At 65.6% G+C, this 25,013-nt stretch carries 25 protein-coding genes; 11 read left to right on the top strand and 14 right to left on the bottom strand.

The window, feature by feature from the left end:
- Nucleotides 1-71 precede the first annotated feature (71 nt).
- The 6 genes from FG94_RS27615 to FG94_RS06670 all read left to right on the top strand — a co-directional run bounded on the left by FG94_RS27615 (nt 72) and on the right by FG94_RS06670 (nt 6,020).
- Complete coding sequence (locus tag FG94_RS27615; protein ID WP_036208722.1) at nt 72-2,372, top strand: hypothetical protein; 2,301 nt, start codon at nt 72-74, stop codon at nt 2,370-2,372.
- A 65-nt stretch (nt 2,373-2,437) separates the two neighbouring features.
- Entirely contained in the window at nt 2,438-2,827 is a 390-nt protein-coding gene (locus tag FG94_RS06650) for a hypothetical protein (protein ID WP_036208725.1), read from the top strand.
- Nucleotides 2,828-2,840: 13 nt separating this feature from the next.
- The gene (locus FG94_RS06655; protein ID WP_036208728.1) at nt 2,841-3,530 is read left to right on the top strand and encodes a C39 family peptidase; all 690 of its coding nucleotides are present in this window, start codon (nt 2,841-2,843) and stop codon (nt 3,528-3,530) included.
- A gap of 10 nt (nt 3,531-3,540) precedes the next feature.
- The gene (locus tag FG94_RS06660; RefSeq protein ID WP_051996297.1) at nt 3,541-4,071 is read left to right on the top strand and encodes a hypothetical protein; all 531 of its coding nucleotides are present in this window, start codon (nt 3,541-3,543) and stop codon (nt 4,069-4,071) included.
- A gap of 36 nt (nt 4,072-4,107) precedes the next feature.
- Nucleotides 4,108-5,598: a hypothetical protein gene (locus FG94_RS06665; protein ID WP_036209308.1), complete on the top strand. Its 1,491-nt coding sequence runs from the start codon at nt 4,108-4,110 to the stop codon at nt 5,596-5,598.
- A 215-nt stretch (nt 5,599-5,813) separates the two neighbouring features.
- On the top strand, nt 5,814-6,020 hold the full coding sequence (locus tag FG94_RS06670) for a cold-shock protein (RefSeq protein ID WP_027865721.1): 207 nt from the start codon (nt 5,814-5,816) through the stop codon (nt 6,018-6,020).
- 96 nt (nt 6,021-6,116) lie between these two features.
- Here FG94_RS06670 and FG94_RS06675 read toward each other — a convergent pair whose 3' ends face one another.
- The 6 genes from FG94_RS06675 to FG94_RS06700 all read right to left on the bottom strand — a co-directional run bounded on the left by FG94_RS06675 (nt 6,117) and on the right by FG94_RS06700 (nt 12,661).
- The gene (locus FG94_RS06675) at nt 6,117-6,533 is read right to left on the bottom strand and encodes a gamma-butyrobetaine hydroxylase-like domain-containing protein (RefSeq protein WP_036208731.1); all 417 of its coding nucleotides are present in this window, start codon (nt 6,531-6,533) and stop codon (nt 6,117-6,119) included.
- A gap of 11 nt (nt 6,534-6,544) precedes the next feature.
- Nucleotides 6,545-6,982, bottom strand: coding sequence for an HIT family protein (locus tag FG94_RS06680; protein ID WP_036208734.1), 438 nt, complete (start codon nt 6,980-6,982; stop codon nt 6,545-6,547).
- Between the two features lie 8 nt (nt 6,983-6,990).
- Entirely contained in the window at nt 6,991-10,998 is a 4,008-nt protein-coding gene (locus tag FG94_RS06685; protein WP_036209311.1) for an FAD/FMN-binding oxidoreductase, read from the bottom strand.
- Nucleotides 10,999-11,209: 211 nt separating this feature from the next.
- Entirely contained in the window at nt 11,210-11,530 is a 321-nt protein-coding gene (locus tag FG94_RS06690; RefSeq protein WP_036208736.1) for a hypothetical protein, read from the bottom strand.
- A 25-nt stretch (nt 11,531-11,555) separates the two neighbouring features.
- On the bottom strand, nt 11,556-12,152 hold the full coding sequence (locus tag FG94_RS06695) for a transglutaminase family protein (RefSeq protein ID WP_036208739.1): 597 nt from the start codon (nt 12,150-12,152) through the stop codon (nt 11,556-11,558).
- Between the two features lie 5 nt (nt 12,153-12,157).
- The gene (locus tag FG94_RS06700; RefSeq protein ID WP_036208743.1) at nt 12,158-12,661 is read right to left on the bottom strand and encodes a YqaA family protein; all 504 of its coding nucleotides are present in this window, start codon (nt 12,659-12,661) and stop codon (nt 12,158-12,160) included.
- 202 nt (nt 12,662-12,863) lie between these two features.
- On the opposite strand from FG94_RS06700, the gene ilvA reads away from it, so the two are divergent.
- From ilvA to rapZ, 5 genes are all read left to right on the top strand, one after another.
- Nucleotides 12,864-14,402 (top strand): threonine ammonia-lyase, biosynthetic, encoded by a 1,539-nt coding sequence (ilvA, locus tag FG94_RS06705; RefSeq protein ID WP_036208746.1) that lies wholly within the window; start codon nt 12,864-12,866, stop codon nt 14,400-14,402.
- 164 nt (nt 14,403-14,566) lie between these two features.
- Entirely contained in the window at nt 14,567-15,400 is an 834-nt protein-coding gene (queF, locus tag FG94_RS06710) for an NADPH-dependent 7-cyano-7-deazaguanine reductase QueF (protein WP_081925848.1), read from the top strand.
- Nucleotides 15,401-15,754: 354 nt separating this feature from the next.
- Nucleotides 15,755-16,237 carry a PTS sugar transporter subunit IIA gene (locus FG94_RS06715; RefSeq protein ID WP_027865730.1) on the top strand — a complete coding sequence of 161 codons (483 nt, stop codon included), beginning with the start codon at nt 15,755-15,757 and terminating at the stop codon, nt 16,235-16,237.
- A gap of 42 nt (nt 16,238-16,279) precedes the next feature.
- Nucleotides 16,280-17,215 (top strand): HPr(Ser) kinase/phosphatase, encoded by a 936-nt coding sequence (gene hprK / locus FG94_RS06720; RefSeq protein ID WP_036208776.1) that lies wholly within the window; start codon nt 16,280-16,282, stop codon nt 17,213-17,215.
- A 38-nt stretch (nt 17,216-17,253) separates the two neighbouring features.
- Nucleotides 17,254-18,132 (top strand): RNase adapter RapZ, encoded by an 879-nt coding sequence (gene rapZ, locus FG94_RS06725; RefSeq protein ID WP_036208779.1) that lies wholly within the window; start codon nt 17,254-17,256, stop codon nt 18,130-18,132.
- Between the two features lie 153 nt (nt 18,133-18,285).
- Here the strand turns inward: rapZ and FG94_RS06730 are convergent, their stop codons facing one another.
- The 8 genes from FG94_RS06730 to FG94_RS06765 form a co-directional block, all read right to left on the bottom strand.
- A complete protein-coding gene (locus tag FG94_RS06730) occupies nt 18,286-19,371 on the bottom strand; it encodes an enoyl-CoA hydratase/isomerase family protein (protein ID WP_036208782.1) in 1,086 nt (361 codons plus the stop codon).
- Nucleotides 19,372-19,514: 143 nt separating this feature from the next.
- A complete protein-coding gene (hpf, locus tag FG94_RS06735; protein WP_027865734.1) occupies nt 19,515-19,868 on the bottom strand; it encodes a ribosome hibernation-promoting factor, HPF/YfiA family in 354 nt (117 codons plus the stop codon).
- 57 nt (nt 19,869-19,925) lie between these two features.
- Nucleotides 19,926-21,401, bottom strand: coding sequence for an RNA polymerase factor sigma-54 (locus FG94_RS06740; protein ID WP_036208785.1), 1,476 nt, complete (start codon nt 21,399-21,401; stop codon nt 19,926-19,928).
- Nucleotides 21,402-21,416: 15 nt separating this feature from the next.
- Nucleotides 21,417-22,196: an LPS export ABC transporter ATP-binding protein gene (lptB, locus tag FG94_RS06745; RefSeq protein WP_051996298.1), complete on the bottom strand. Its 780-nt coding sequence runs from the start codon at nt 22,194-22,196 to the stop codon at nt 21,417-21,419.
- 8 nt (nt 22,197-22,204) lie between these two features.
- The gene (gene lptA, locus FG94_RS06750; RefSeq protein ID WP_036208787.1) at nt 22,205-22,762 is read right to left on the bottom strand and encodes a lipopolysaccharide transport periplasmic protein LptA; all 558 of its coding nucleotides are present in this window, start codon (nt 22,760-22,762) and stop codon (nt 22,205-22,207) included.
- 30 nt (nt 22,763-22,792) lie between these two features.
- Nucleotides 22,793-23,395 carry an LPS export ABC transporter periplasmic protein LptC gene (lptC, locus tag FG94_RS06755; protein ID WP_036208789.1) on the bottom strand — a complete coding sequence of 201 codons (603 nt, stop codon included), beginning with the start codon at nt 23,393-23,395 and terminating at the stop codon, nt 22,793-22,795.
- A 28-nt stretch (nt 23,396-23,423) separates the two neighbouring features.
- Nucleotides 23,424-23,954: an HAD family hydrolase gene (locus FG94_RS06760; protein ID WP_036208791.1), complete on the bottom strand. Its 531-nt coding sequence runs from the start codon at nt 23,952-23,954 to the stop codon at nt 23,424-23,426.
- Entirely contained in the window at nt 23,954-24,976 is a 1,023-nt protein-coding gene (locus tag FG94_RS06765) for an SIS domain-containing protein (protein WP_036208794.1), read from the bottom strand. The genes FG94_RS06760 and FG94_RS06765 overlap by 1 nt, the downstream gene beginning before the upstream one ends.
- Nucleotides 24,977-25,013: the final 37 nt, after the last annotated feature.

Here is a 25,013-nt window from a genome sequence, read left to right on the forward strand (position 1 = left end):
GGAAGATGGACCGGTGGCATGGAACGCCGGGCATCTCAACTTTTTCAGTGACACACATAGGGGAGTAACAGATGAAGCGCACTATTCTGGCGATCGCGATCGCTTCGGCATTTGGTCTGGCCCACGCACAAGACGGCAACACCACTGTTGACCGTGTCCGTGGAGACAACACGCAAACCACCAGCATCGACCGTTCAAACAACAGCACGAACACGACCGACAACACCAACAACAGCACCCGTACCAACACCACGACCAATACCGACAACAGCGATCGTTCGAATAACAGCGACAACTCGGACAACAGCACCCGCACGACCACGAACACGACCAACACCGACCGCTCGGACAACAGCGACCGTTCGAACAACAGCGACAACTCGGACAACAGCAGCCGCACGAACACGACCACGACCAACACCGACGCGTCGGACAATAGCGACCGTTCGAACAACAGCACCAACACGAACACCACCAACACCAACAACTCGCGCGACGCCTCGGGCCAGAACCGCAGCTCGGGCAACGCTTCCGCTTCCGCTGCCGGCGCAGCTGCCGCCAACAATGGCGGCAACGCGACCTCCAGCATGAGCAACTCCTACAACACCTCGGCCGCCAACTCGATCAGCAACCTGACCGGTGAAGTCAGCGGCAACCGTATCAACAACATCGGCAACGTTGCCAACAGCAGTGGCAACGCCAACGGCGCGGCAGGCTATGGCGCGGCAGGCGGCGTGGCCACCGGCGGCGAGGCGAATGGTGCTGCCGGTGCAGCCGGCGGTGCAGCCGGTAGCGCTAACGGCGCATCGGCCGGCGCAGGCGGCCAGGGCATCAGCGGCGCGGCCTCGAGCGGCGCAGCCTCGGTCGGCAACGCAGCCGGCGGCGCAGGCGGCGCAGGCGGCAACACCGGCAACGCATCGAGCGGCATGGGCGGCTCGGGCGCAGCGGGCGGCATGGGCGGCGCGGGTGCAGCCGGCGGCATGGGCGGTGCAGGCGCAGGCGGCAACGCCGGCGGCGCAGGCGCAGCTGGCGGCGCGGGCGGCTTCGGCGGCGGCTCGACCGCAACCGGCGGCCTGGGTGGCGCTTCGGGCGCTACCGGCGGCCTGGGCGGCGCTTCGTCCGCAAACGGCGGCATGGGCGGCGCAGGCGCTTCGGGCGGCGCAGGCACCGGCGGCCTGGGCGGCGACGCAACCGGCGGCGCAGGCGGCGCAACCGGCGCCCTCGACGGCGGCAACGGCGGCAACAACGGCGGCGCAACCGCAGGTAACGGCGGCTTCGGCGGCGGCTCGGGCGCCACCGGCGGCGCAGGCGCAGCCGGCGGCTTCGGCGGCATGGGCGGCGCAGGCGGCTCCTCGTCGGGTTCGACCCAGAACGCATCGAGCGGCGCCGGCACCGGCGGCGCAGGCCAGGGCGACAACGGCGCCTCGAGCGGCGCGGTGATGCCTGGCACCGAAGGCGGCGCAGGCGGCACCAGCGGCGCTGCCAACGGCACCGCTGGTTCGGTGACCTCGGGCGCCGGCACCAACGGCGACACCATGAACACCGGCGGCGATTCGACCTCGGGCGCCGGCGGCGCAGGCGCAGCAGGCGGCGCAGGCGGCTCGGGCGCTTCGGGCACCTCGACCGGCGGCGCAGGCGCAGCCGGCGGCGCAGCAACCGGCGGCACCGGCGGTGCCGGCGCAGCCCTGAGCGGCACCGGCGGTGCAGCTGGCTCGGGCACCGGCGGCGCCGGCGCTTCGGGCACCGGCGGTGAAGGCGGCGCAGGCGGCGCAGGCGCAGCAGGCACCTCGACCGGCGGCGCAGGCGCTTCGGGCACCTCGACCGGCGGCGCGGGCGCTTCGGGCACCTCGACCGGCGGCGCAGGCGCAGCGGGCGGTGAAGGCGGCATGGGCGGCGCAGGCGGCTCGGGCGGCGACGGCGGCGCCGGCGCGGCAGGCGGTTCGGGTGCTGCAGGCGGCGCAGGCGGTTCGGGCGCGGCCAGCGGCGCAGCCTCGAACTCCAGCGGCAGCGGCGCAGCAGCCGGCGACGCCACCAACGGCGATTCGACCAGCGGCAGCGGCACCTCGGGCGCCAGCACCGGCGGTAACGGCGGCGAAGGCGGCATGGGCGGCACCTCGACCGGCGGCGCCGGCGGCGCGGGCGGCACCACCACCGGCGGCGAAGCCATGGCCGGCAACGGCGGCAACGGTACCGGCGGCAACGGCGGCACCCAGTCGGTGACCACCGGCGCCTTCGACATGTCGAACACCATGTCGAACATCGCCCAGTCGGCAGCCGGCGTCTCGGTGATCAGCCAGAACAACGGCTTCTCCTCGCTGATCCAGCAAAGCGTCAACGTTCAGTCGAACATGACGGTGGGCAGCGGCCAGTAAGACCAGCAGTCACCGCCGCGCGGCATCCGCCGCGCGGCGGTTTTTCGGAATCGAGGAGAGTGCTTATGAAACCTGTGAACCGATTTGTGCTGGCGGCGCTTGTCGCGCTCCCGCTGGCGGTCCAGGCCGCCGACCAGGAGAAGCTGCCGATCAAGCTCGACTTCCTGGCCGAAGTGAACGTGGCCCCGGCAACACGCAGCGAAGCCGGCATCTGGGGCGAAGCCGTCACCAGCGAGCGCCTGGGACGCACTTCCGGCAAGGACGACACCATGCACACTGAAGCGGTGCTGGGCGGTACGGTGGGCAACAACACCGCCGTGAATACGGTCAGCGGCAACAACGTCATCGACAGCGGTTCGTTCGCGAACGCGCAAGGCCTGCCGATGGTGATCCAGAACAGCGGTTCGAACGTGCTGATCCAGAACGCCACCGTCATCAACCTGCGCCTGCAATAGGCATGAAGGCTTTATGAAAACGTACGTCGCCATCTGTGCCGCCGTGGGCGGCATCTTGCTGGCACCCGGGTGCCTGGCATCGAGCATCGAGCTGGCCGTCGGCCAGCGCGCCACGGTGCCGGTCACCTCTCTCAAAGAGATCAAGTTTCGCAAGACCACCCGCCAGCAGTTCGACTTCAGCTGCGGCTCGGCCGCCCTGGCCACGCTGCTGACCTACCACTACGACACCCCGGTGACCGAGAAGGAAGTCTTCGAGAAGATGTTCCTCACCGGCGACCAGGCCAAGATCCGCCAGCAGGGCTTCTCCATGCTCGACATGAAGCGCTACCTGGCCACCCGCGGCTTCGTCGGCGACGGCTTCCAGCAGCCGCTCGACAAGCTGCTCGAGGCGAAACTGCCGGCGATCGTCCTGATCAGCGACCGCGGCTACAACCACTTCGTGGTGATCAAGGGCGCCGAGGATGGCCGCATCCTGCTGGGCGATCCGTCCAGCGGGGCCCGCTCGGTGACGCGCGAACGCTTCATGGAACTGTGGGCCAACAAGCTGCTGTTCGTGGTGCACCGCTACCCGAACACGATCGCCAAAGCCGGCTTCAACGGCGCCGACGACTGGCGCGCCGCGCCGCGCGCGCCGCTCGGCACCGGCATCAACCAGGAACAATACAGCCAGGGCCTGCCGAAGTTCGGCCCCGGCGATTTTTGAGAGGAATGCCATGGACTGGCTCATCAGCTGGCCGAAATTCGCATGCCGGGCCCTCGCGGCCACGCTGCTGGCCGGAGCCTGCGGTGCAGCGCTCGCCCAGGGGAAGGTGGCCTTGATCGCCGCCGAGGAATGGGCGCCGGTCGACGAACAGACGCTCGACGCCAACCGCGGCGGCTTCGAGATGCCGGGCGGCCTCAACATCTCACTCGGGATCGAGCGCGTGGTGTCCGTCAACGGCGAGATCCTGTCGCGCACCAACGTCGCCATTCCCGACGTGGCCTCGATGAACGCGGAGCAGCTGATGCAGGCGCGCGACGCGCTCGGCACGGCGCGCCTGATCCAGATCGGCGGCAGCAACTTCGCGCCCAACGACATCGGCCTGGGCAGCGGCGCCACCCTGGTCCAGAACAGCCTGGACCACCAGGCCATCATGGCCCAGACGACCATCAGCTCGACGGTCAACAGCATGGCGCTCATCAAAGACCTCAATTTTCACTCAACAATTCGGGATGCAATCGTGCGCTCGGCAGGAAGCCTGTAACATTGCAATATTATTAATTTGCCGATGGAGAAACGCATGCCCACCCACGTCGCGCGCCTAGGCGCCGCGAGCCTCGCGGCAATGCTGCTGGCCCCTGTCGCCCAGGCCCAGGGGACGCCTGCCGCCGAACCGGACAAGGCTGCCGAACTGGCCACGCTGAAGGCCGAACTGGCCGCCCAGCGCGAGCTGGTCGACCGCCTGATGCGCGAACTGCAGGCGCAGCGCGCCAAGATCGACCGCATCGAGGAAAGACGCGACGACACCCGCCCGGTGCTGGCCGAGAACCTGGAACTGCCCCCGCGTGTCGACGACCTGCTGCTGTCCGAGCAGCGCGGTACCGGCGGCCAGAACGGCGGCACTCCGGCGCCCCAGAACACCACCCAGAACAACCAGCCGGCCCCGGCGCAGAACAACGCCCCGCGCACCGCGCAGAACGGCAACGCGCCGAACAACGGCCGGCCGCCCTCGACCCCGGCGCCGGTCGTGCCCGGCCCGGCCCCGGCGGCCGCCCGTCCCCCGGCCCAGGCAGTCGCCGCCAGCCGTATCCAGAACAACCAGAAGGACCAGCGCCCGCCCGAAGTGGCGCCGCTGTTCGAAGCCCCGGGTGTGCTGACGCCGCGCGGCAAGTACATCCTCGAACCCGCCCTGCAGTTCGGCTACTCGTCGAGCAACCGGGTGGCCCTGGTCGGCTACACCGTGATCCCGGCCCTGCTGATCGGCCTGGTCGATGTGCGCGAGGTCAAGCGCAATACCTTCACCGGCTCGCTCACCGGCCGCACCGGCCTGAACAACCGGATGGAAGTCGAGGTCAAGGTGCCCTATGTGTACCGCTCGGACGCCACCGTCAGCCGCGAGATCTTCACCGGCACCGCGGTCGAGCGCGTGTTCGACACCAGCGGCAAGGCCCTGGGCGACGTCGAAATCGCCGGCCGCTACCAGCTGAACAACGGCGGCCCGGACAAGGCCTATTACATCGGCGGCCTGCGCTACAAGTCGACCACCGGCAAGGACCCGTTCGAAGTCGTCACCGACTGCCAGACCCGCTGCATCGGCGAGAACGTGACCGGCACCGGCCTGCCGCTGTCGCTGCCGACCGGCTCGGGCTTCCACTCGCTGCAGGGCAGCCTGACCTGGCTGTTCCCGTCCGACCCGGCGGTCTTCTTCGGCAACCTCAGCTATCTGCACAACTTCAAGCGCAGCAATGTGCAGCGCCTGGTGCGCAACGGCATCCGCGAACCGCTGGGCGAGCTGGCGCCGGGCGCGATCATCGGCTTCAACTTCGGCATGGGCCTGGCGCTGAACGACAAGGCCTCGCTCAGCCTCGGCTACGACCACAGCACGGTGGCGCGCATGAAGCAGAACGGCCGCACGGTACCGGGCTCGGTGCGGACCCAGCTCGGCACCTTGCTGATCGGCTATTCCTACCGCTTCAATGAGAAGCGCTCGCTGTCGGTGGCAGTCGGCGCCGGCGTGACGCGTGATACCCCGGACGTGTCGCTGACGATACGGATGCCGCTCAGTTTCTGATGGGTTTCTACTAGGTTTCTGATAGCTGATGGGCCACTGCCGGAGACCGGCGGCCCACACTAAAAAAAGGGAGGCGCACGATTGAAAAAAGTTCCTTCCCTTTTAAAAAATTGTCTCTATAATCATTTTTGCAATGTTGAGCACGCCGCTGGATCCACTACCTCCTGACGTCCGACAAAGCAATAACATAGATAAACTTCATTGAGGGAATTACCATGGCGACTGGCACTGTAAAGTGGTTTAACGATGCAAAAGGTTTCGGCTTCATCACCCCGGACGGCGGTGGCGAAGACGTCTTTGCACACTTCTCGGCCATCAACACCCAAGGCTTCAAGTCGCTGGCGGAAAACCAGCGCGTGAGCTTCGACATCACTGCCGGCCCGAAGGGCAAGCAGGCTGCGAACATCCAGCCACAGGCCTGAGACACCACTGCTGCGCTCCCCCAGGGAGCGCGCCAAAAACAAAGAGCACGTCGACAGACGTGCTCTTTGTTTTTGTGGGCCCAATTCAGGCAGCGGTCAGTGATGATGCCCGCAGCCCGACTTCGGCGCCGCGCCCGGCACTTCGGTGCCCGGCTCGCGGCCGCTGTCGCCCGCGAAGCCGGCCGCATGCAGGCGGTCCAGGTATTGCTGCCACAGCGAAGCCTGCTCGCTGCCCAGCTTGTACAGGTAATCCCAGGTGAAGATGCCGCTGCCGTGACCGTCGTCGAACAGCGGCTTGATCGCGTAGTTGCCGACCGGCTCCACGCCGGTAATGCCGACTTCGCGCTTGCCGACCTGAAGCACTTCCTGGCCCGGGCCGTGGCCTTTGACTTCGGCCGAGGGCGAATACACGCGCATCAGTTCGAAGGGAATGGAAAAGCTGTTGCCGTCATCGAAAGCGATTTCCAGCACGCGCGATTTCTGGCGCACGGCGATATCAAGTGGGTTGGGCATGGTGTCTCCTCTTATTCGTTGAAGTGCTTCGCGATCGCTGCAGCCAGGTCCGGCAGCAGTGCGCGGCGCGCAGCCAGGACCTCGTCGTCGGTTCCGCGCGCGGCCTGGGCCCACACCGGCGCCGGGAAGTGCGCATCGTCCGCATAGCGCGGAATGATATGCCAGTGCAGGTGCGGCACCACGTTGCCGAGGCTGGCCACGTTGACTTTCAGCGGCTGCATCACTTCGCGCACCGCCTGCTCCACCTGGTACACCGCCTCATTGAGCAACTGGCGATCGTCATGCGACAGGTCGCTCATCTCGCGCACGTGCTCGCGCCAGATCACGCGGCAAAAGCCCGGGTAGGCGGCGTCGTCGACCAGGATGACCGAGAGCTTCTCGTCCTGCCAGACCACGGGCACCGTCAGGTGGCATAGCTCGCAGCCGGTTTCGCGCCGCACTTCTTTCATTCTTTCCTTCATACCAGCACCCTTTCGATGCCGCCGTTGTTGGCGCGGGCGACGTAGTCGGGCATCCAGTTCTCGCCCAGCAGGTGCCTGGCCATCTCGACCACGATGTAGTCGGCGGTGGTGCCGGAATCATGGTTGTAGCGCGACAGGCCCTGCAGGCAGGATGGGCAGCTGGTCAGGATCTTGACGTCGCCCTTGAAGCCGTCGTCGCGCAGTTTATCCGCGCCCTTCTCCATCTCGCCCTGCTTGCGCGAGCGGACCTGGGTAGCGATGTCCGGACGGCTCACGGCGAAGGTACCGGATTCGCCGCAGCAGCGATCGTTCTTCTCGATCTTCACGTTATCCACGGTGGAAACTAGCGCGTTGACGGTCTTGAGCGAATCCTGCATCTTCATCGGGGTGTGGCAGGGGTCGTGGTACATGTAGCGGGTACCGGTGACGCCTTCCAGCTTCACCCCTTTCTCCATCAGGTATTCGTGGATGTCGATGAGGCGGCAGCCCGGGAAGATCTTGTCGAACTCGTAGTTCGCCAGCGAGTCGTAGCAGGTGCCGCACGACACCACGACCGTCTTGATGTCGAGGTAGTTCAGCGTGTTGGCCATGCGGTGGAACAGCACGCGGTTGTCCGTCACCATCTTGTCGGCCTTGTCGTACTGGCCGGCGCCGCGCTGGGGATAGCCGCAGCACAGGTAGCCCGGCGGCAGCACGGTCTGCACGCCCACCTCCCACAGCATCGCCTGGGTCGCCAGGCCCACCTGCGAGAACAGGCGCTCCGAGCCGCAGCCCGGGAAGTAGAACACGGCTTCGGTGTCGGCGTTGGTCGCTTGCGGGTTGCGGATGATCGGGATGACCTTGTCGTCCTCGATGTCGAGCAGCGCGCGCGCCGTCTTCTTCGGCAGGTTGCCCGGCATTTTCTTGTTGATGAAGTGGATCACCTGCTCGCGCACCGGCGCCTTGCCGGTGGTCGGGGGCGGTGCTTCCACCTGCGGCTTGGCCAGGCCGCGCAGTAGCTGGTTGCCCAGGCGCTGGGCCTTGTAGCCCCAGTCGACCATCACCTTGCGGGTGGCGTTGATGGTGGTCGGGTCGGTCGCGTTCAGGAAGAACATGCCAGCGCGCTGGGCCGGCTTGAAGCTGCGCTTGTCCATCTTGCGCAGCAGGTTACGCATGTTCATCGAGACGTCGCCGAAGTCGATGTTGACCGGGCACGGCGTCACGCACTTGTGACACACGGTGCAGTGGTCGGACACGTCCTCGAATTCCTCCCAGTGGCGGATCGAGACGCCGCGGCGGGTCTGCTCCTCGTACAAAAAGGCTTCGATCAGCGCCGAGGTGGCCAGGATCTTGTCGCGCGGCGAATACAGCAGGTTCGACTGCGGCACGTGGGTGGTGCAGACCGGCTTGCACTTGCCGCAGCGCAGGCAGTCCTTGATGCTGTTGGCGATCTCGCCGATGTCGCTCTGCTGCATGATGAGCGATTCGTGGCCCATCAGGCCGAAGGACGGCGTGTAAGCGTTGCGCAGGTCGGCCGATACCGCCGTCGTGTTGAGCAGCTTGCCCTTGTTGAAACGGCCTTCCGGGTCGACCCGTTCCTTGTAGTCGCGGAATTCGCGGATCTCGTCGTCGGTGAGGAATTCGAGCTTGGTGATGCCGATGCCGTGCTCGCCCGAGATCACGCCGTCCAGCGAACGGGCGAGCTTCATGATGTGCTCGACCGCGGCATGCGCATCCTGCAGCATCGCATAGTCGTCCGAGTTCACCGGCAGGTTGGTGTGCACGTTGCCGTCGCCGGCGTGCATGTGCAGGGCCACGAACACGCGCGAGCGCAGCACGCGCTTGTGGATGGCCGTGCATTCGTCGAGGATGCATTTGTAGGCCGCGCCGTTGAAGATCTGGCGCAGCTGCGCACGCAGTTCCTGCTTCCAGGAGACGCGGATGGTGTGGTCCTGCACCACGTCGAACAGCAGCGCGTCCGGCTGGGCGCCGATGCGCTGGTCCAGGGTCGACGACAGCCCGTCCAGGCCCAGCTCGTCCAGCTTGCCGCGCACGTCGACCAGCTTCTGGTCGAGGTTGGCGAGGATGAAGCCCCAGCGTGCATGGACCAGTTCCACCAGCGCCACCGCCTGTTGCGGGCGGTCGCCCAGGATCTCGTTGCGGTCGACCGTGTCGCCGGTGGCGTCGTCGCTCTTCTCGATCGGCAGGTGCTCGTTGGCGAGGTACTGGCGCAGCTCGCGGGCCAGCTGCAGCTTGTTCTTGATCGACAGCTCGACGTTGATGCGCTCGATGCCGTCGGTGTACTCGCCCATGCGGTTCAGCGGGATCACCACGTCTTCGTTGATCTTGAAGGCGTTGGTGTGGCGCGCGATGGCCGCGGTGCGGGCGCGGTCGAGCCAGAATTTCTTGCGCGCTTCCGCGCTCACCGCCACGAAACCTTCGCCGACGCGGGTATTCGCCAGGCGCACCACTTCCGAAGCGGCGATGGCGACCGCGTTCTCGTCGTCGCCGACGATGTCGCCGAACAGCGCCATCTTGGGCAGCACGCCGCGCTTGGACTTGGTGGCGTAGCCGACCGCGCGCAGGTAGCGCTCGTCCAGGTGCTCCAGGCCCGCCAGGCGGATCGTCGAGAAGGCCGGGTCGCCGTTCTTCGGCAGGCCGTCGAGGTAGTCCTTGATCTCGACGATCGACGGAATCGCATCGCGCGCCTGGCCGAAGAATTCCAGCGCCACGGTGCGGGTGAACTTCGGCATCTTGTGCAGGATCCAGCGCGCCGAGGTGATCAAGCCATCGGTGCCCTCTTTCTGGATGCCCGGCAGGCCGGCCAGGAATTTGTCGGTGACGTCCTTGCCCAGGCCTTCCTTGCGGAAGCGGCGGCCTTCGATGGTGAGCGTCTCGGTGCGGAACGGCGCGCCCTTGGCGCCGCCGCGCGGCGTCGGATGGGTCCATTCGAGTTTAAAAGTGGCGACCGGGGCGTCGTGGATCTTCGACAGGTTGTGGTCCATGCGCGTGACTTCCAGCCAGTCGCCGTTCGGGTCGACCATGCGCCAGGAAGCCAGGTTGTCGAGCGCGGTGCCCCACAGGACGGCCTTCTTGCCGCCCGCGTTCATGGCGATGTTCCCGCCGATGCAGGACGCGTGGGCCGAGGTCGGGTCCACCGCGAACACGAAGCCAGCCTTTTCCGCCGCCTGCGACACGCGCTGGGTGACCACGCCGGCGTAGGTGTGGATGGTCGCGTATTCGCGGTCCACGCCCGGCAGGCGGCTCAATTCGACTTCACCGATGCCGATCAGCTTTTCGGTGTTGATCACGGCCGACATCGGCGTGAGCGGAATGGCGCCGCCGGTGTAACCGGTGCCGCCGCCGCGCGGGATGATGGTCAGGCCCAGTTCGATGCAGCCCTTGACCAGGCCGGCCATCTCCTCTTCGCTGTCGGGCAGCAGGACCAGGAAGGGGTACTCGACGCGCCAGTCGGTGGCGTCGGTGACGTGCGAGGTCCGGTGCATGCCGTCGAAGCGGATGTTGCGCTTGTCGGTGTAGGCGCCGAGCACCTGCCTTGCGCGCTTGCGCAGGTCGTAGGTCTCGCGGAACTCGCGCGCGAAATCGTCGACGGCCTTGCGGGCGGCGGCCAGGAGCTGTTCGACCGCGGCGCTGCGCGACGCGGAGGCTTCGGCATCGCCTTCGGCGGCGTCCACGCTCAGGCGGCGCTTGTCGACTTCGCCCAGGCGGTGGTGCAAGGCGTCGATCAGCTTCTGGCGGCGCTTCGGGTTGTCCAGCAGGTCGTCCTGCAGGTAGGGGTTGCGGCGCACCACCCAGATATCGCCCAGCACTTCGTACAGCATGCGCGCCGAGCGGCCGGTCTGGCGCGCCCCGCGCAGTTCGTCGAGCAGGCGCCACGAGGACTCGCCCAGCAGGCGGATCACGATCTCGCGATCGGAGAACGAGGTGTAGTTGTAGGGGATCTCGCGCAGTCGTGCAGGAGCATTGTCGGCGAGCAGGGTATGGATATGTGCGGGCGCGTTCATGAGATGCAGGGCGTCGGTCGGACGGGTCCGAAGGACGTTCATTCTAGCTTATTGCGCTGCACCACGCTGGACGCTGGCTAGAATTAAAAGAAAGGGTGCGCAAGAAAATTCCAACAGCGGGCAAAAGATGCAAATTACGTTTGCAAAAAGCTGCCCAGATGCATCATTCGTTTGCATCCCGCCCGGAAACGGCATATTGCATAAGGGTGCTTCAGCGCTGCTGCGCCGGCGCCTGGCCGATCAGGCGGTCCAGACGGGCCTTTGCTTCCTCGTTCATCTGGACCGAGCGCAGGCAGTCGACGACCTCGGCACGCACCGGCTCGCGCATGGTCAGGTTGCAGGTATGGGCGAGTTCGACGAGAAAGTTGCGGTCCCCTTCCGGCATGGCGGCGATGCCCGGCCAGACCAGGCCGAGTTGCTCGTTGGTGGACTCCTTGTGCGAGCTCAGCATGTATTTGGCGCCGATGACACCGAACACTGCCAGGGCGACCAGGACGAGGAGCAGGGAAAGAAGGCTTGGGGGCTTGTTCATGGCCCGCATGATACCCGACTCGGCGTCAGGGCGGATCGCCGGCCAGGTCGGGCAGACCGGCCAGCACCTGCTCGACCGTGTCGCAGCGCTCCAGCACCTCGACCACGACCGGCAGCGGTTCGGCCAGCACGCCGGGCAAGTCGCGCTCCTGCGGATCGCTCAGGCTGAAGGCGAGCAGCTCGCGCGGCGGGTCGAAGCGAGCATCGATGCCGGGCTTGTTGCCGCGCGGGTCGAGCCGGTACCAGCCAAGGTCCGCCAGCCAGACCGCGTTCAGCCCGTGCAGGCAATACGGCGCGGCCCTATCCCCGGTTGCCAGGCGCTGGTAGCACAGGCCCGCCGGGATGCCATTGGCCCTGAGCAGGGCCGCCAGCAGGTGGCTCTTGGCGTAGCAGAAGCCGGTACCGTGTTGCAGCACGCTTGATGCGCGGCAGGTGACCGGATTGCGCCGGAAATCGGCGCTGTGCGCGATCTCGTCGCGGACGAATTCGAAGCAGGCGCGCACGATGTCGGCTTCCGAGCGCGCGCCTGCCGCCAGGCGGCGGGCGGTGGCCGCTACAGCCGGATGGTCGGCATCGATATGGGTGCTGGCGCCGAGGTAGGCTTGCAGTTCGCTGCGGTCCATTTCCGTCAGCCGATCAGGCGCTCGAAGAAGTCGCCCACGGTCTTCCAGAACCCGTCCGGGATGTACAGCAGGATCGCGGTCATGGTGACATAGCGTGCGAACTTGCCGATTGCCATGTACATCACGCTCGGCCAGAACGGCAGGTGCAGCCAGCCGGCCAGGGTGCACAGCGGGTCGCCCACGCCCGGCACCCAGGACAGCAGCATGGTCTTGGCGCCGTACTTCTTGAGCCAGCCGAACCAGCGGCTCTGGCGCTCCTTGGCGAAGGCGATCTTGGCGCGGTAGCCGATGAAATAATCCACCGCCCCGCCCAGCGTATTGCCCACCGTGCCCACCAGGATGGCCGGCCAGAACATGGCCGGGTTGGCTTTCACCACGGCGAAGACGGCCGGCTCGGAGCCGAGCGGCAGCAGCGTGGCCGAGACGAAGCTGATGATGAAGATGGAAGTAAGCCCGACGGTCGGCGCGGCAAGGACGTTCAGCAGCCAGAGGACGGCGTTTTCGATCATCGGGAAAGGGGGCAGTGAGCAATTGCGATAGGTGTCCATTATAATGAGGATCACCTATCGTAACGACACGATACGCCGAGCCTGCTATCCAGCACGTCGTATCGCCACTCCGCCCCGGTCACCCTCCGCGAGGAAAAGTGTGCGTCGTCCGGACCGCCGGCCCCTATCCATTGCCGGCATTGCAGTTACCCGATTGCCGACCATGACTACCGACTACCTCAAGAGAATCCTGACCGCCCGCGTCTACGACGTCGCCGAAGAAACCCCGCTCGAATACGCGCCCACCCTGTCGAACCGCTTCGGCAACCGCATCTACTTCAAACGCGAAGACATGCAGAGCGTGTTCAGCTTCAAGCTGCGCGGCGCCTACAACAAGATGGCCAACCTCACGCCCGAGCAACTGAAGCGCGGCGTGATCTGCGCTTCGGCCGGCAACCATGCGCAGGGTGTGGCTCTGTCCGCGGCGCGCCTCGGCTGCCGCGCCCTGGTCGTGATGCCGACCACCACCCCGCAGGTGAAGGTCGACGCGGTGAAGGCGCGCGGCGGCGCCAGCGTGGAAGTGGTGCTGCATGGCGACTCGTACACCGACGCCTACAACCACGCGCTGCTGCTGGAAAAGGAACAGCGCCTGACTTTCGTCCATCCTTTCGACGATCCCGACGTCATCGCCGGCCAGGGCACCATCGGCATGGAGATCCTGCGCCAGCATTCCGGCCCGATCCACGCGATTTTTGTCGCCATTGGCGGCGGCGGCCTGGTGGCGGGCGTGGGCGCCTACGTGAAGGCGGTGCGCCCGGACATCAAGGTGATCGGCGTGCAGACCATCGATTCGGATGCGATGGCAAGAAGCCTGAAGGCCGGCCAGCGCGTGACCCTGAACGACGTCGGCCTGTTCTCGGACGGCACCGCGGTGCGCCTGGTGGGCGAGGAAACCTTCCGCGTGGCGCAGCAGGTGGTGGACGAGATCATCATCGTCGACACCGACGCGATCTGCGCCGCGATCCAGGACGTGTTCCAGGACACCCGCAGCATCCTAGAGCCGGCCGGCGCGCTGGCGGTCGCCGGCGCCAAGGCCTATGTGGAACGCTCGCAGATGGCAAAGAATCCGGTCAAGGGCGAGACCCTGGTGGCGGTAGCCTGCGGCGCCAACATGAACTTCGACCGCCTGCGCTTCGTGGCCGAGCGCGCGGAACTGGGCGAATCGCGCGAGGCCGTGTTCGCGGTGACCATCCCCGAGCAGCGCGGGAGCTTCCGCCGCTTCTGCGCCCTGGTCGGCCCGCGCAACGTCACCGAGTTCAACTACCGCATGGCCGATTCGCGCGAGGCGCACATTTTCGTCGGCGTGCAGGTGGGCAGCCGCAGCGAGTCCGGCCTCTTGGCGCGCACCTTCGAGGAACACGACTTCCGCACCCTCGACCTGACCCACGACGAACTGGCCAAGCTGCACATCCGCCACCTGGTGGGCGGGAAAAGCGCACAGGCCCAGGACGAATTGCTGTATCGTTTCGAGTTTCCCGAACGGCCGGGGGCCTTGATGCGCTTCCTCGACAGCATGGCGCCGAACTGGAACATCTCGCTGTTCCACTACCGGAACCAGGGCGGCGACGTGGGACGCATCCTGGTCGGCCTGCAGGTGCCGGCGGCGGAGATGGAGGAGTTCCGGCAGTTCCTGGCGACGCTGGGGTACCGGTATTGGGACGAGAGCAGCAATCCCGTTTATAAGCTGTTCCTCGGCGCCTAGAATTCGGCTGATTTCACCCCAAGCTTATGCACGTCGCACCGGCGAAGGCCGGTGCCCAATTTCGTACCGCAGTGTTATCCACGCCGCGAGTACGCAAACTTTAGTTGACCGCGTGGGCGGCAAAGCCGCCCACCCTACGAACGTCAAAAGCGTTCATGTTTCCTATGAATACTCCTGATCAATCGCCACTTGGCAAAACCTCCGCGTACCAGAGCCAGTACGCCCCCGAACTCCTGTTCCCGATCCCGCGCCTGCAGAAGCGCGAAGAGATCGGCCTGGGAGCGGGCAAGACCCTGCCCTTCTTCGGCGTCGACATCTGGAATGCCTACGAACTGTCGTGGCTGAACATGCGCGGCAAGCCGCAGGTGGCGATCGCCACCATCACGGCGCCCGCCGATTCGCCCAACATCGTCGAATCGAAGTCGTTCAAGCTCTACCTGAATTCCTTCAACCAGACCCGCCTGGCGGGTACCGATGCGCTGGCCGAACTGCTGCGCCAGGACCTGTCCGCAGCTTTCGGCGCGCCGGTGCACGTGACGATCACCACGCCCGACGCCTTCGGCAGCCTGGCAATGGGCGAACTGGAAGGCAGCCTGCTCGACCGCCTCGACGTGGAAATCGACCAGTACGTGCCCTCGCCCGAACTCCTGAGCGCCAACCAGACGGAAGCGCCGGTCGAGGAAACCCTGGTGTCGCACCTGCTGAAGTCGAACTGCCTCGTCACCGGCCAGCCGGACTGGGGCACCGTGCAGATCCGCTATGTCGGTCCGCAGATCGACCAGGAAGGCCTGCTCAAGTACCTGATCGGCTTCCGCGAGCACAACGAATTCCACGAGCAATGCGTCGAGCGCATCTTCATGGACGTGCTGCGCCAGTGCAAGCCGACCAAGCTGGCGGTGTATGCACGCTATACCCGCCGCGGCGGACTCGACATCAATCCATGGCGCGCCAATTTCAGCACCTGCAAGCCGTCCAACCTGCGCACCGCGCGTCAATAACCTGAAACCGTGTACGCTTGCAAGCCGGCTGTGCGTTTTCAGCCACACTCGGCGCAAGTTTTTGATACAAAAACGGCATCCGAACGTCGTGCTCAAAAAACGGGCACAATGCATGGAAAAGATGGTGCGAAGGCTTTCGCACCTCCATTTGCGCCGCTTTCCCTGCGATTTCGCTTAGGAAATTGCGTTTAATTGCTAAGCCGATTTCATGGCAAAACACTACGCTTTCGCCATACCGTCCCCATGTAGGTGACTGTATGCCTGTACAGATGCGAAATCGAATGTCACCGTCCTGAAACAGGCCTATAATTCCGCCTCGCAAGCACACCCCACCCTGTGCATGGCATACAAGTTATGACGAACCTTAGCAAAATCCTCTCGCTCGAGAACGTGCAGTTGGATCTGGAAGTTTCCAGCAAAAAGCGTGCATTCGAACAGGCTGGCCTGATTTTCGAGAACAACTGCGGCATCGCCCGTTCCACCGTGTCGGACAACCTGTTCGCACGCGAGCGCCTCGGCTCCACTGGTCTCGGCCATGGCGTCGCCGTGCCGCACGGGCGGATCAAGGGCTCCAAGAGCCTGAAGTCTCCGCTGGCGGCCTTCGTGCGACTGAAGGAACCGATTCCCTTCGAATCGCCCGACGGCCAGCCGGTCAGCCTGCTGTTCTTCCTCCTGATCCCGGATCACGTGACCCAGCAGCACCTCGAAATCCTATCGGAAATCGCCGAGCTGTTCTCGGACGAAGCTGTGCGCAACGCGCTGGCCACCGATCCGGATCCGAAGTCGGTCCACGAACGCATCATCAACTGGCAGCCAAGCCTGCAAGCTTTGGGCTAAACTGTCTACGCGGCAATTCGCCGCGTACGGAACGATATGCCCATGCTGCAGACTCCGCTGACCATCCAGCGTTTGTACGATGACAACCGCGACAGCCTCCAGTTGGGCTGGTTCGCGGGTTTCCCAGGCGGCGAGCGGCAGATCGCGGGCGACGCGGCCTCGGCCGCCGACCAGGTCGGCCACCTGAACCTGATCCACCCGGGCCGCATCCAGGTCTTTGGACACCAGGAACTGAACTATTACCACCGCCTGAAATCCAGCTCGCGCACCCACGTGATCGGCGAGCTGATCGGTGGTGGTCCGCCGGCCCTGATCATCGCCCAGGGTCTGGAAACCCCGCCCGACATCCTCGCCATCTGCGACGAGCAGAACATCCCCCTGTTCTCGACCCCGCTGCCGGCGGCGCAGGTGATCGACTTCCTGCGCGTATATCTGTCCAAGAAGCTGGCGCAGCGCGTCATCATGCACGGCGTGTTCATGGACGTGCTGGGCGTGGGCGTCCTGATCACCGGCGACTCGGGCCTGGGCAAGAGCGAGCTGGGCCTGGAACTGATCTCGCGTTCGCATGGCCTGGTGGCCGACGACGCGGTGGAATTCTCGCGCATCGCGCCGAACATGATCGAAGGCCGCTGCCCGCCGCTGCTGCAGAACCTGCTGGAAGTGCGCGGCCTGGGCCTCCTGGACATCAAGGCGATCTTTGGTGAGACCGCGGTGCGCCGCAAGATGCGCCTCAAGCTCATCGTCCACCTGGTCAAGCGCGGCGCGCTCGACGAAGAGGTCGAGCGCCTGCCTTTCCACCACCCGACCGAGGACGTGCTGGGCCTGCCGATCCGCAAGGTGGTCATTCCGGTGGCGGCCGGCCGCAACATCGCGGTGCTGCTCGAGGCTGCCGTGCGCAACACCATCCTGCAGCTGCGCGGCATCGATACGCTGCAGGAATTCATGGAGCGCCAGCGCCAGGCCATGAGCGGCGACTGAGGTACGATCACTTCGCCATTTGGGGTATCATCCCAAGCATGCACATCGTCCTCATTACCGGTATTTCCGGCTCGGGCAAGTCGGTTGCCCTGAATGTCATGGAAGACGCAGGCTACTACTGCGTCGACAACCTGCCGCCGGCCCTGCTGCCGGCCCTGGTGTATGCGGTCAGTGAAAAAGGCACGGAGAAAATCGCCGTCGCGGTCGATGCGCGCAGTGCCGAATCGCTGGTCGAACTGCCGGTGAGCGTGCGCCACCTGAAAGAGGAAGGCCACAACGTCAAGGTGATGTTCCTGACCTCGAGCACGCACTCGCTGGTGGCGCGTTTCTCCGAGACGCGGCGCAGCCACCCGCTGTCGCACGAGCTGCGCCCGGGCGAGAATCCGGCCTCGCGCCGCACCCTGATCGAATGCATCGCCGAGGAACGCGAGCGCCTGTCGGCGATCGAGAACCTGGGCCACGTGATCGACACTTCGGAACTGTCCGCCAACAAGCTGCGCGCCTGGGTCAAGGAACTGGCCGACCTCGAGCATGCCCCGCTGACCCTGTTCTTCGAATCCTTCGCCTTCAAGGTGGGCGTGCCGCTGGATGCCGACTTCGTATTCGACGTGCGTGCGGTTCCCAACCCCTACTACGACCTGGCGCTGCGCCCGCTCACGGGCAAGGACGCGCCGGTGATCGCCTTCCTCGACGCCCAGCCGAGCGCAGTGGCGATGCTGGAAGATATCCGCGCTTTTGTTGCAAAGTGGCTGCCCTCGTTCAAGACGGACAGCCGGTCCTATCTCACCGTGGCGGTGGGCTGTACCGGCGGGCAGCACCGTTCGGTCTACATGGCGGAAAGGCTGGGGGCCTACTTTGGGCAGACAGAGCGGGTGATCATTCGTCACCGCGAGCAGCCGAAGCACGCTGCGGGGTGATACGGCCCGCGGCTGTTGCTCTGCCGCGAATCGTAGCGTGGGCGGGTTCCCCGCCCACGCGTTCAACTAGCATCAGATTTGCCAGCTCGGCTCATTCACCGTTAACTATCGCCGCGTGGGCGGGAGACCCGCCCACCCTACGAAAAACAGGTCTCAGGTGAGGTGGCGCAGCGGGTGCGCATACTCCGGCCACACCGGCTCGAAGAAGCGCGCCACCATCTCGGGCTTCACGTCCTCCAGCGTCGGCGGATTCCACTTCGGCTGGTTGTCCTTGTCGATCACCAGCGCCCGCACGCCTTCCAGCACTTCGCCATGCTCGAAATTGCGGCGCACCAGGTTGCGCTCCATGCGCAGGCAGTCCGCCACGTCCAGCGAGGCGCCGCGCAGCAGCAGTTCGTGGGTCACGCACATCATCAGGGGCGAGCGCTGGCGCATCGCCTTCAGCGCCTTCTGCGCGAACGGGTTCTCGTCACGACCCAGCGAAGCCATGATCATCGCCACGCTGGCGGCGCCGAAGTGCGCATCGATCACGCCGCGCTGCGCCTGCAGTTCGCTCGGCCCCAGTTGGCCCGCGAATTGCGCCGCATAGCTGCGGATCGCCGCCGGCAGCTGCGCGCCCGGGGTCGTGTCGACCAGCGCCATCAAACCGGCCAGTTCCGCCCCCGGCACGTACACGTCCGCCAGCCCCACGTACAGCGCATCTGCCGCGCCGATGGTCAGGCCGGTCAGGCCCAGGTACTGGCCCAGCTGGCCCGGCGCATGCGACAGGAAGTGGCTGCCGCCGACGTCCGGGAACAGGCCGATGTTCACCTCGGGCATCGCCATCTTGGTGCGGTCGGTCACGATGCGCAGGCCGCAGCCAGGTCCGCCCTGGGCGATGCCCATGCCGCCGCCCATCACCACGCCATCCATCACGGCGACGTAGGACTTCGGGTAGAAGTGGATCAGGTGGTTCAGTGCGTATTCTTCGGTGAAGAAGTCTTCCAGCAGCGCGCTGCCGCCCATCGGGCCGACGTGGCCCATCTCATGGAAGAAGCGGATATCGCCGCCGGCGCACAAGGCCTTCTCGCTGCTGCTGGTGATGACCACCGCGTCGATGCCCGCGTCATCCTTCCATTCCAGCAAGATGGCGCTCAGGGCGCGCACCATGTCGAGCGAGAGGGAGTTCAGCGCCTTCGGCCGGTCGAGCGTGATGACGCCGGTGCGGTTGGCAACGCGGGTCAGGACGGTATCGGTCATGATGGTATTCTGTGATCGAAAAGACATGCATTCTACAGAACATTTGTACAAACGGAAGCGTAGAAAAGTAACAGGTATTGTACAAAAGCAAAAAGGGCGTCCCCTCAGACGCCCTTGCTGTGTTTTGCGGCTACCCGTAATAGTTACGCGGCAGCGGCTTCTCCGTTGTCCGGAAGGCGCTTGTGCGCCACGTGATTATGATTTTGCAGCATGGATTTGTGTTTCAGAACCTGCCTGTCCAACCTGTCCATCAAGGTGTCGATGGCCGCATACAGATCTTGCGCAGCACTCGCCACATGCAGAATCTTGCCCGATACCTGTAGGTTGATCTCGGCCTTTTGCCGTTTTTCTTTTTCAGTGAGGTTATCGATGGCGAGGAACACGTGGGTGTCGATCACGTGGTCGAAATGGCGGGTGATGCGCTCGAGCTTATTCTGAACGTATTCACGGATGGCGGGTGTGACTTCGAGATGGTGGCCGCTGATTGTGAGGTTCATACACACTCCTTTGGGAAGGTGCCCTGCCCGCGCCACAAGGTGAGAGTGGGCAGTGCTTTACAGGGATTTACGGAGGCTGACGGGAGGAATCTTGAGCGCTTCGCGGTATTTGGCAACCGTCCGGCGCGCAATGACCATACCTTGTTCCCCGAGCATCTCCGCGATCTTGCTGTCGGATAGAGGATTCCTAGGGTCTTCTGCTCCTGTCAATTGCGCAATAAGCGCGCGGATCGCCGTCGAGGAGGCTTCTCCCCCCGCTTCGGTGGCGACGTGGCTTCCGAAGAAGTACTTCAGCTCGAACATGCCGTGCGGGGTCAGCATGTATTTCTGCGTGGTTACACGCGAGATCGTGCTCTCGTGTAGGCCTAGTGTATCAGCTATCTCACGCAAAACAAGAGGGCGCATGGCAACCGCGCCGTGGCTGAAAAAGTTGCGCTGGCGCTCGACGATTGCCTCGGCAACACGCAGGATCGTGTCGAAGCGCTGGCGCATGTTCTTGATGAGCCACTTGGCTTCCTGCAGCTGCGCGCCCATCTGGCTTTCGCTTTTGCCCTGCTTGAGCAGGTTCGCGTACAGGCTGTTCACGCGCAGCTTCGGCATCACTTCCGGGTTCAGCGAGACGGCCCAGCCGTCCTTGGCGCGGCGCACGATCACGTCCGGCACCACGTAGTCGGACGTGCCCGAGCCGAAGGCCGCGCCGGGATGTGGATTGCATTGGCGGACCACGGCCTGCACTTCGCGCAGGTCTTCGTCGTCGCAGTCGAGCGCCTTTTTCAGCTTGGTGTATTCGCGCTGCGCGAACCAGGTCAGGTAGCCTTCGACGATCTTCAAGGCGAGGCGCCGCGTCACCAGGGGCACGCCCGGCATGCGGCGGATCTGCAGGGCCAGGCATTCGGCCGCGCTGCGCGCGCCCACGCCCACCGGGTCCAGGCTCTGCACCAGCGCCAGCGCGCAGCGCAGCTCGTCCATCTCGATCTCGAGTTCTGCCGGCAGGCGCGCATGGATGTCGTCGAGCGGCTCTTCCAGGTAGCCGTTGTCGTCGAGCGCATCGATCACCAGCTCGGCCAGCGCGCGGTCGCGCAGGCTGCAGCAGCTCAGGCGGATCTGTTCCGTCAGGTGCTCGCGCAGCGTGATGCCGTCGGCTTCCAGCTGCGGACGGCCGTCCTCGTCGTCGCCGCTGCGCGCGCCGCCGCCTTCGCCGCCCCAATCCGCATCGGCATCGCCACGCTCCCCATGGTCTTCGCCGTCCGCGCCCTCGGGCTCGGCCTTCGCGCCCTCCTGCCCTTCCTGCCCCGGCTGGGGCGCCGGCGCTTCGCCATTCGCCGGCGCGGTATTGATCGCGCCGTCCGCCAGCAGCCGCACCGAGCGGTCGAGCGGATCGTCGAGCCGTTCGAGCAGCGGGTTGTCGTGCAGGATCTGCTCGATCTCCTGGTGCAGTTCGAGCGTGGAGAGCTGCAGCAGGCGGATCGACTGCTGCAGCTGCGGCGTGAGCGCCAGGTGCTGCGAAGTGCGTAGCTGGAGAGACTGTTTCATGCCTGGTGCTCTTGATTACATCCTGAAGTGCTCGCCGAGGTACACGCGCCGCACGGATTCGTTGGCGATGATGTCGTCAGGGCGGCCCGAGGCCAGCACCGCCCCCTGGTTGATGATGTAGGCGCGGTCGCAGATGCCGAGCGTCTCGCGCACGTTGTGGTCGGTGATCAGGACGCCGATGTTGCGCTCCTTCAGGAAGCGCACGATGCGCTGGATCTCGATCACCGCGATCGGGTCGACGCCGGCGAAGGGTTCGTCGAGCAGCACGAAGCGCGGGTTGGTCGCGAGCGCGCGCGCGATCTCGACGCGGCGCCGTTCGCCGCCCGACAGCGACAGCGCCGGGTTCTCGCGCAGCTTCTCGATCTGCAGTTCGGCCAGCAGGGTGTCGAGGCGCTCGCTGATCTGGTCGCGGGTGAGCGGCTTGCCGTCCACGCGCTGCAGCTCCAGCACGGCGCGGATGTTCTCCTCCACCGTCAGCTTGCGGAACACCGAGGCTTCCTGCGGCAGGTAGGACAGGCCCAGCACCGCACGGCGGTGGATCGGCAGGCTCGAGATGTCGGTGCCGTTGATGTCGATGGTGCCGGCGTCCGAGGGCACCAGGCCGACGATCATGTAGAAGGAGGTGGTCTTGCCGGCGCCGTTGGGGCCGAGCAGACCCACCACTTCGCCGCACTCGACCTGCAGCGACACGTCGCGCACCACCAGGCGCTTGCCGTAGCTCTTCTGCAGGCCCTTGACGATCAGGGTGCTGCAGCCTTCGACCGCGGTCGCCGCTGCGTCGGTACTTGCGCTCATGGCTGCCGTCATTGCTTCGCACCTTCGGCTGGCGCCGTGGTACGGCGCGGCGCGATGATCAGGGTGCCGCGGCCGCCGCCCACCTTGCTCTGGCCGGTAGGATCGTTGCGCACCTGCGCGACCTCGCGGCGGTTGTCGTAGGAGATGAAGGGACCCTTGATCTCGTTGGTCATGCGGCCGCCCTCCAGCTCGCGCACTTCGGCGCTGGTGAACAGCTTGACCAGTTCGGCGCGCTCGTCGTATTCGATGCGCTGGGCCTGGCCTTCGACCCACAGGTCGGGACCGCCGTCGCGTTTCTGGCGGAAAGTCGCCAGCTTGCCGTTGTTGGCGGTCAGGGTCACGCTCATGTAGCCCTCCGGCGTTTCCTTCACCAGGGCGCGGTCGGATTTCAGCACCAGGGTGCCGCGCGTGAGCACGACGTTGCCGGTCAGGATGCGGGTCTGCGTGACCTCGTCGACGTCGAGGGAATCGAAGTTGATCACGGCCTGCTTGAGCGAATCGGCACGCTCGGCCGAGGCGCCGAAGGCGGCCAGGCTGAGGAATACGGCAGCGATGATTTTTTTCATGTTCTTGCTTTGTCCTGGGTTGACGCGGCGCTACTGCCGCTGCGCGCGTGGCGGATAGACGATCTGGCCGCGGCTGGCCAGGTGCAGCTTCTGGGTCGCGTTGTTGGCCACCATGCCGGTGCCGGTCACGGTGGCGGCCCCCAGCTGCATCTCGATCGGCCGGTCGGTCTTGAGGATTTCTTCGTCGGGCAGCACGGTCAGCGCCTGCGTCTGCACGCGCAGCGCTTCGCTGGTCGGCGTGGCCGGGCGCTGGATGTCGACGTTGCCGAGCAGTTCGACGCGGTGCTCTTCATGGTAGAGCTGGGCGCGGTTGGCGACGATGGTCATGCGCGGCCGGCCGGGCGTCATGCCCTGCATCACCGGCGCCTCGACCTGGGACACGTCGTTCAGCGGCGTATGCGCCAGGCGCTTGCCCGACACCACGTAGCTCGGCTTGCCCTCTTCCGTCATGCGCACGAAGGAGAAGTTCTCGACGATGTAGTCCGGCTCGTCCCCCGGCCCGCCGAGGCGGGCGCCGGCGTCCTCCTGCTCCATCACCTGCACCAGCCAGAAGCTGCCGAAGGCGCAGAAGGTCGCGATCATCATGATCGTCAGGAGCTTCCAGCGGTGGGCGGTGCGCTTGTAGGTGACCATGTCGTGTCCCGTGTCCGATATCGCCGTGTTACGCGAAATACGGCGCCAGCGCCTGTTCGTAGGTGCCCTGCGCGCGCATGACGAGGTCGCAGACCTCGCGCACGGCGCCGCGCCCGCCCGCATTCTTCGTGACGTAGTGGGCGCGGTGCTGCACTTCCGGGTGGCCCGAGGGCACGGTGACGGCGAAGCCGACGCGGGTGAACAGCGGCAGGTCGATCACGTCGTCGCCGATGTAGCCGCATTCCTCCGGCGTGACGCCGGTGGCGGCAAGCAGCTCGGCGAAGCCGACGCGCTTGTCGTGGATGCCCTGGTAGACGTGGGAGATGCCGAGGTCGGCGGCGCGCTTGACAACGATCGGCGACTTGCGCGCGCTGATGATGGCGGTCTTGACGCCGGTCTTGTTCAGCAGCTGGATGCCGAGGCCGTCGAGCACGTTGAAGGTCTTGGTGACTTCGCCGTCCGGGCTGTAGGTGAGGCTGCCGTCGGTGAGCACGCCGTCGACGTCGAAGATCATCACTTTGACGCGCGCCGCGCGCTGCATGAATTCGGTTGGCGTCATCAGATCACCTTGGCGCGGGTCAGGTCGTGGATGTGCAGTGCGCCGACCAGGCGGTCTTCACCATCGACGACCAGCATCTGGTTGATGCGGAATTCTTCCATGACGGCGACGGCATCCACCGCCAGCTGTTCCGGATGGACGCGGCGCGGGTTGGCGTGCATCACGTCGCGGATGCTGATGTTCGAAAAATCGGTCACGCGCTCGATCAGGCGGCGCAGGTCGCCGTCGGTGAACACGCCGACCGGGCGGCGCTCTTCGTCGACGACGGCGGTCATGCCCATGCCCTTCTGGCTGATTTCCAGCAACGCGCGCGTCAGCGGGGTGTCCGGGGACACCGCCGGGATGGCGTCGCCGCTGCGCATCACGTCGCGCACGTGGGTCAGCAGGCGGCGGCCCAGGGCGCCGCCCGGGTGCGACATGGCGAAGTCTTCCTCGCGAAAACCCCGCGCGTCGAGCAGCGCCACGGCCAGCGCGTCGCCCATGGCCAGGGTGACGGTGGTGCTGGTGGTTGGCGCCAGGTTGAGGGTGCAGGCTTCCTTGGCCACCGAGATGTCCAGGTGGATCTCGGACAGCTTGGCCAGGCGCGAATGCGGCTTGCCGGTCATCGAGATGACGGGGGTGCCCATGCGCTTGATGGCCGGCAGGATCTCGAGCAGCTCGGACGATTCGCCGGAATTCGAAATGGCGATGAACACGTCGTGCGTGGTCACCATGCCCAGGTCGCCGTGGGCGGCTTCGCCCGGGTGCACGAACATGGCCGGGGTGCCGGTCGAGGCCAGGGTGGCGGCAATCTTGCGGCCGATGTGGCCGGACTTGCCCATGCCGGAGACGACCACGCGCCCGGTGCAGCCGTACAGCAGCTGCACGGCACGCACGAAACTGTCGTCGTCGCCGAGGCGCGCATGCAGGGCGCGGATCGCGTCGGCTTCGATGGCGAGGGTCTCGCGGCCCAGCTCCAGCACACGGCGGGCCTGGTCCGCGTCAAAACTTTTCAGCATTATTTTTTCATCGGTTAAACTCATAGTGGCAGTATATCCGAATTGGATAAGCAAAAAACTT

The sequence above is a fragment of the Massilia sp. LC238 genome, from assembly GCF_000735635.1.
Taxonomy (GTDB): domain Bacteria; phylum Pseudomonadota; class Gammaproteobacteria; order Burkholderiales; family Burkholderiaceae_D; genus Telluria; species Telluria varians.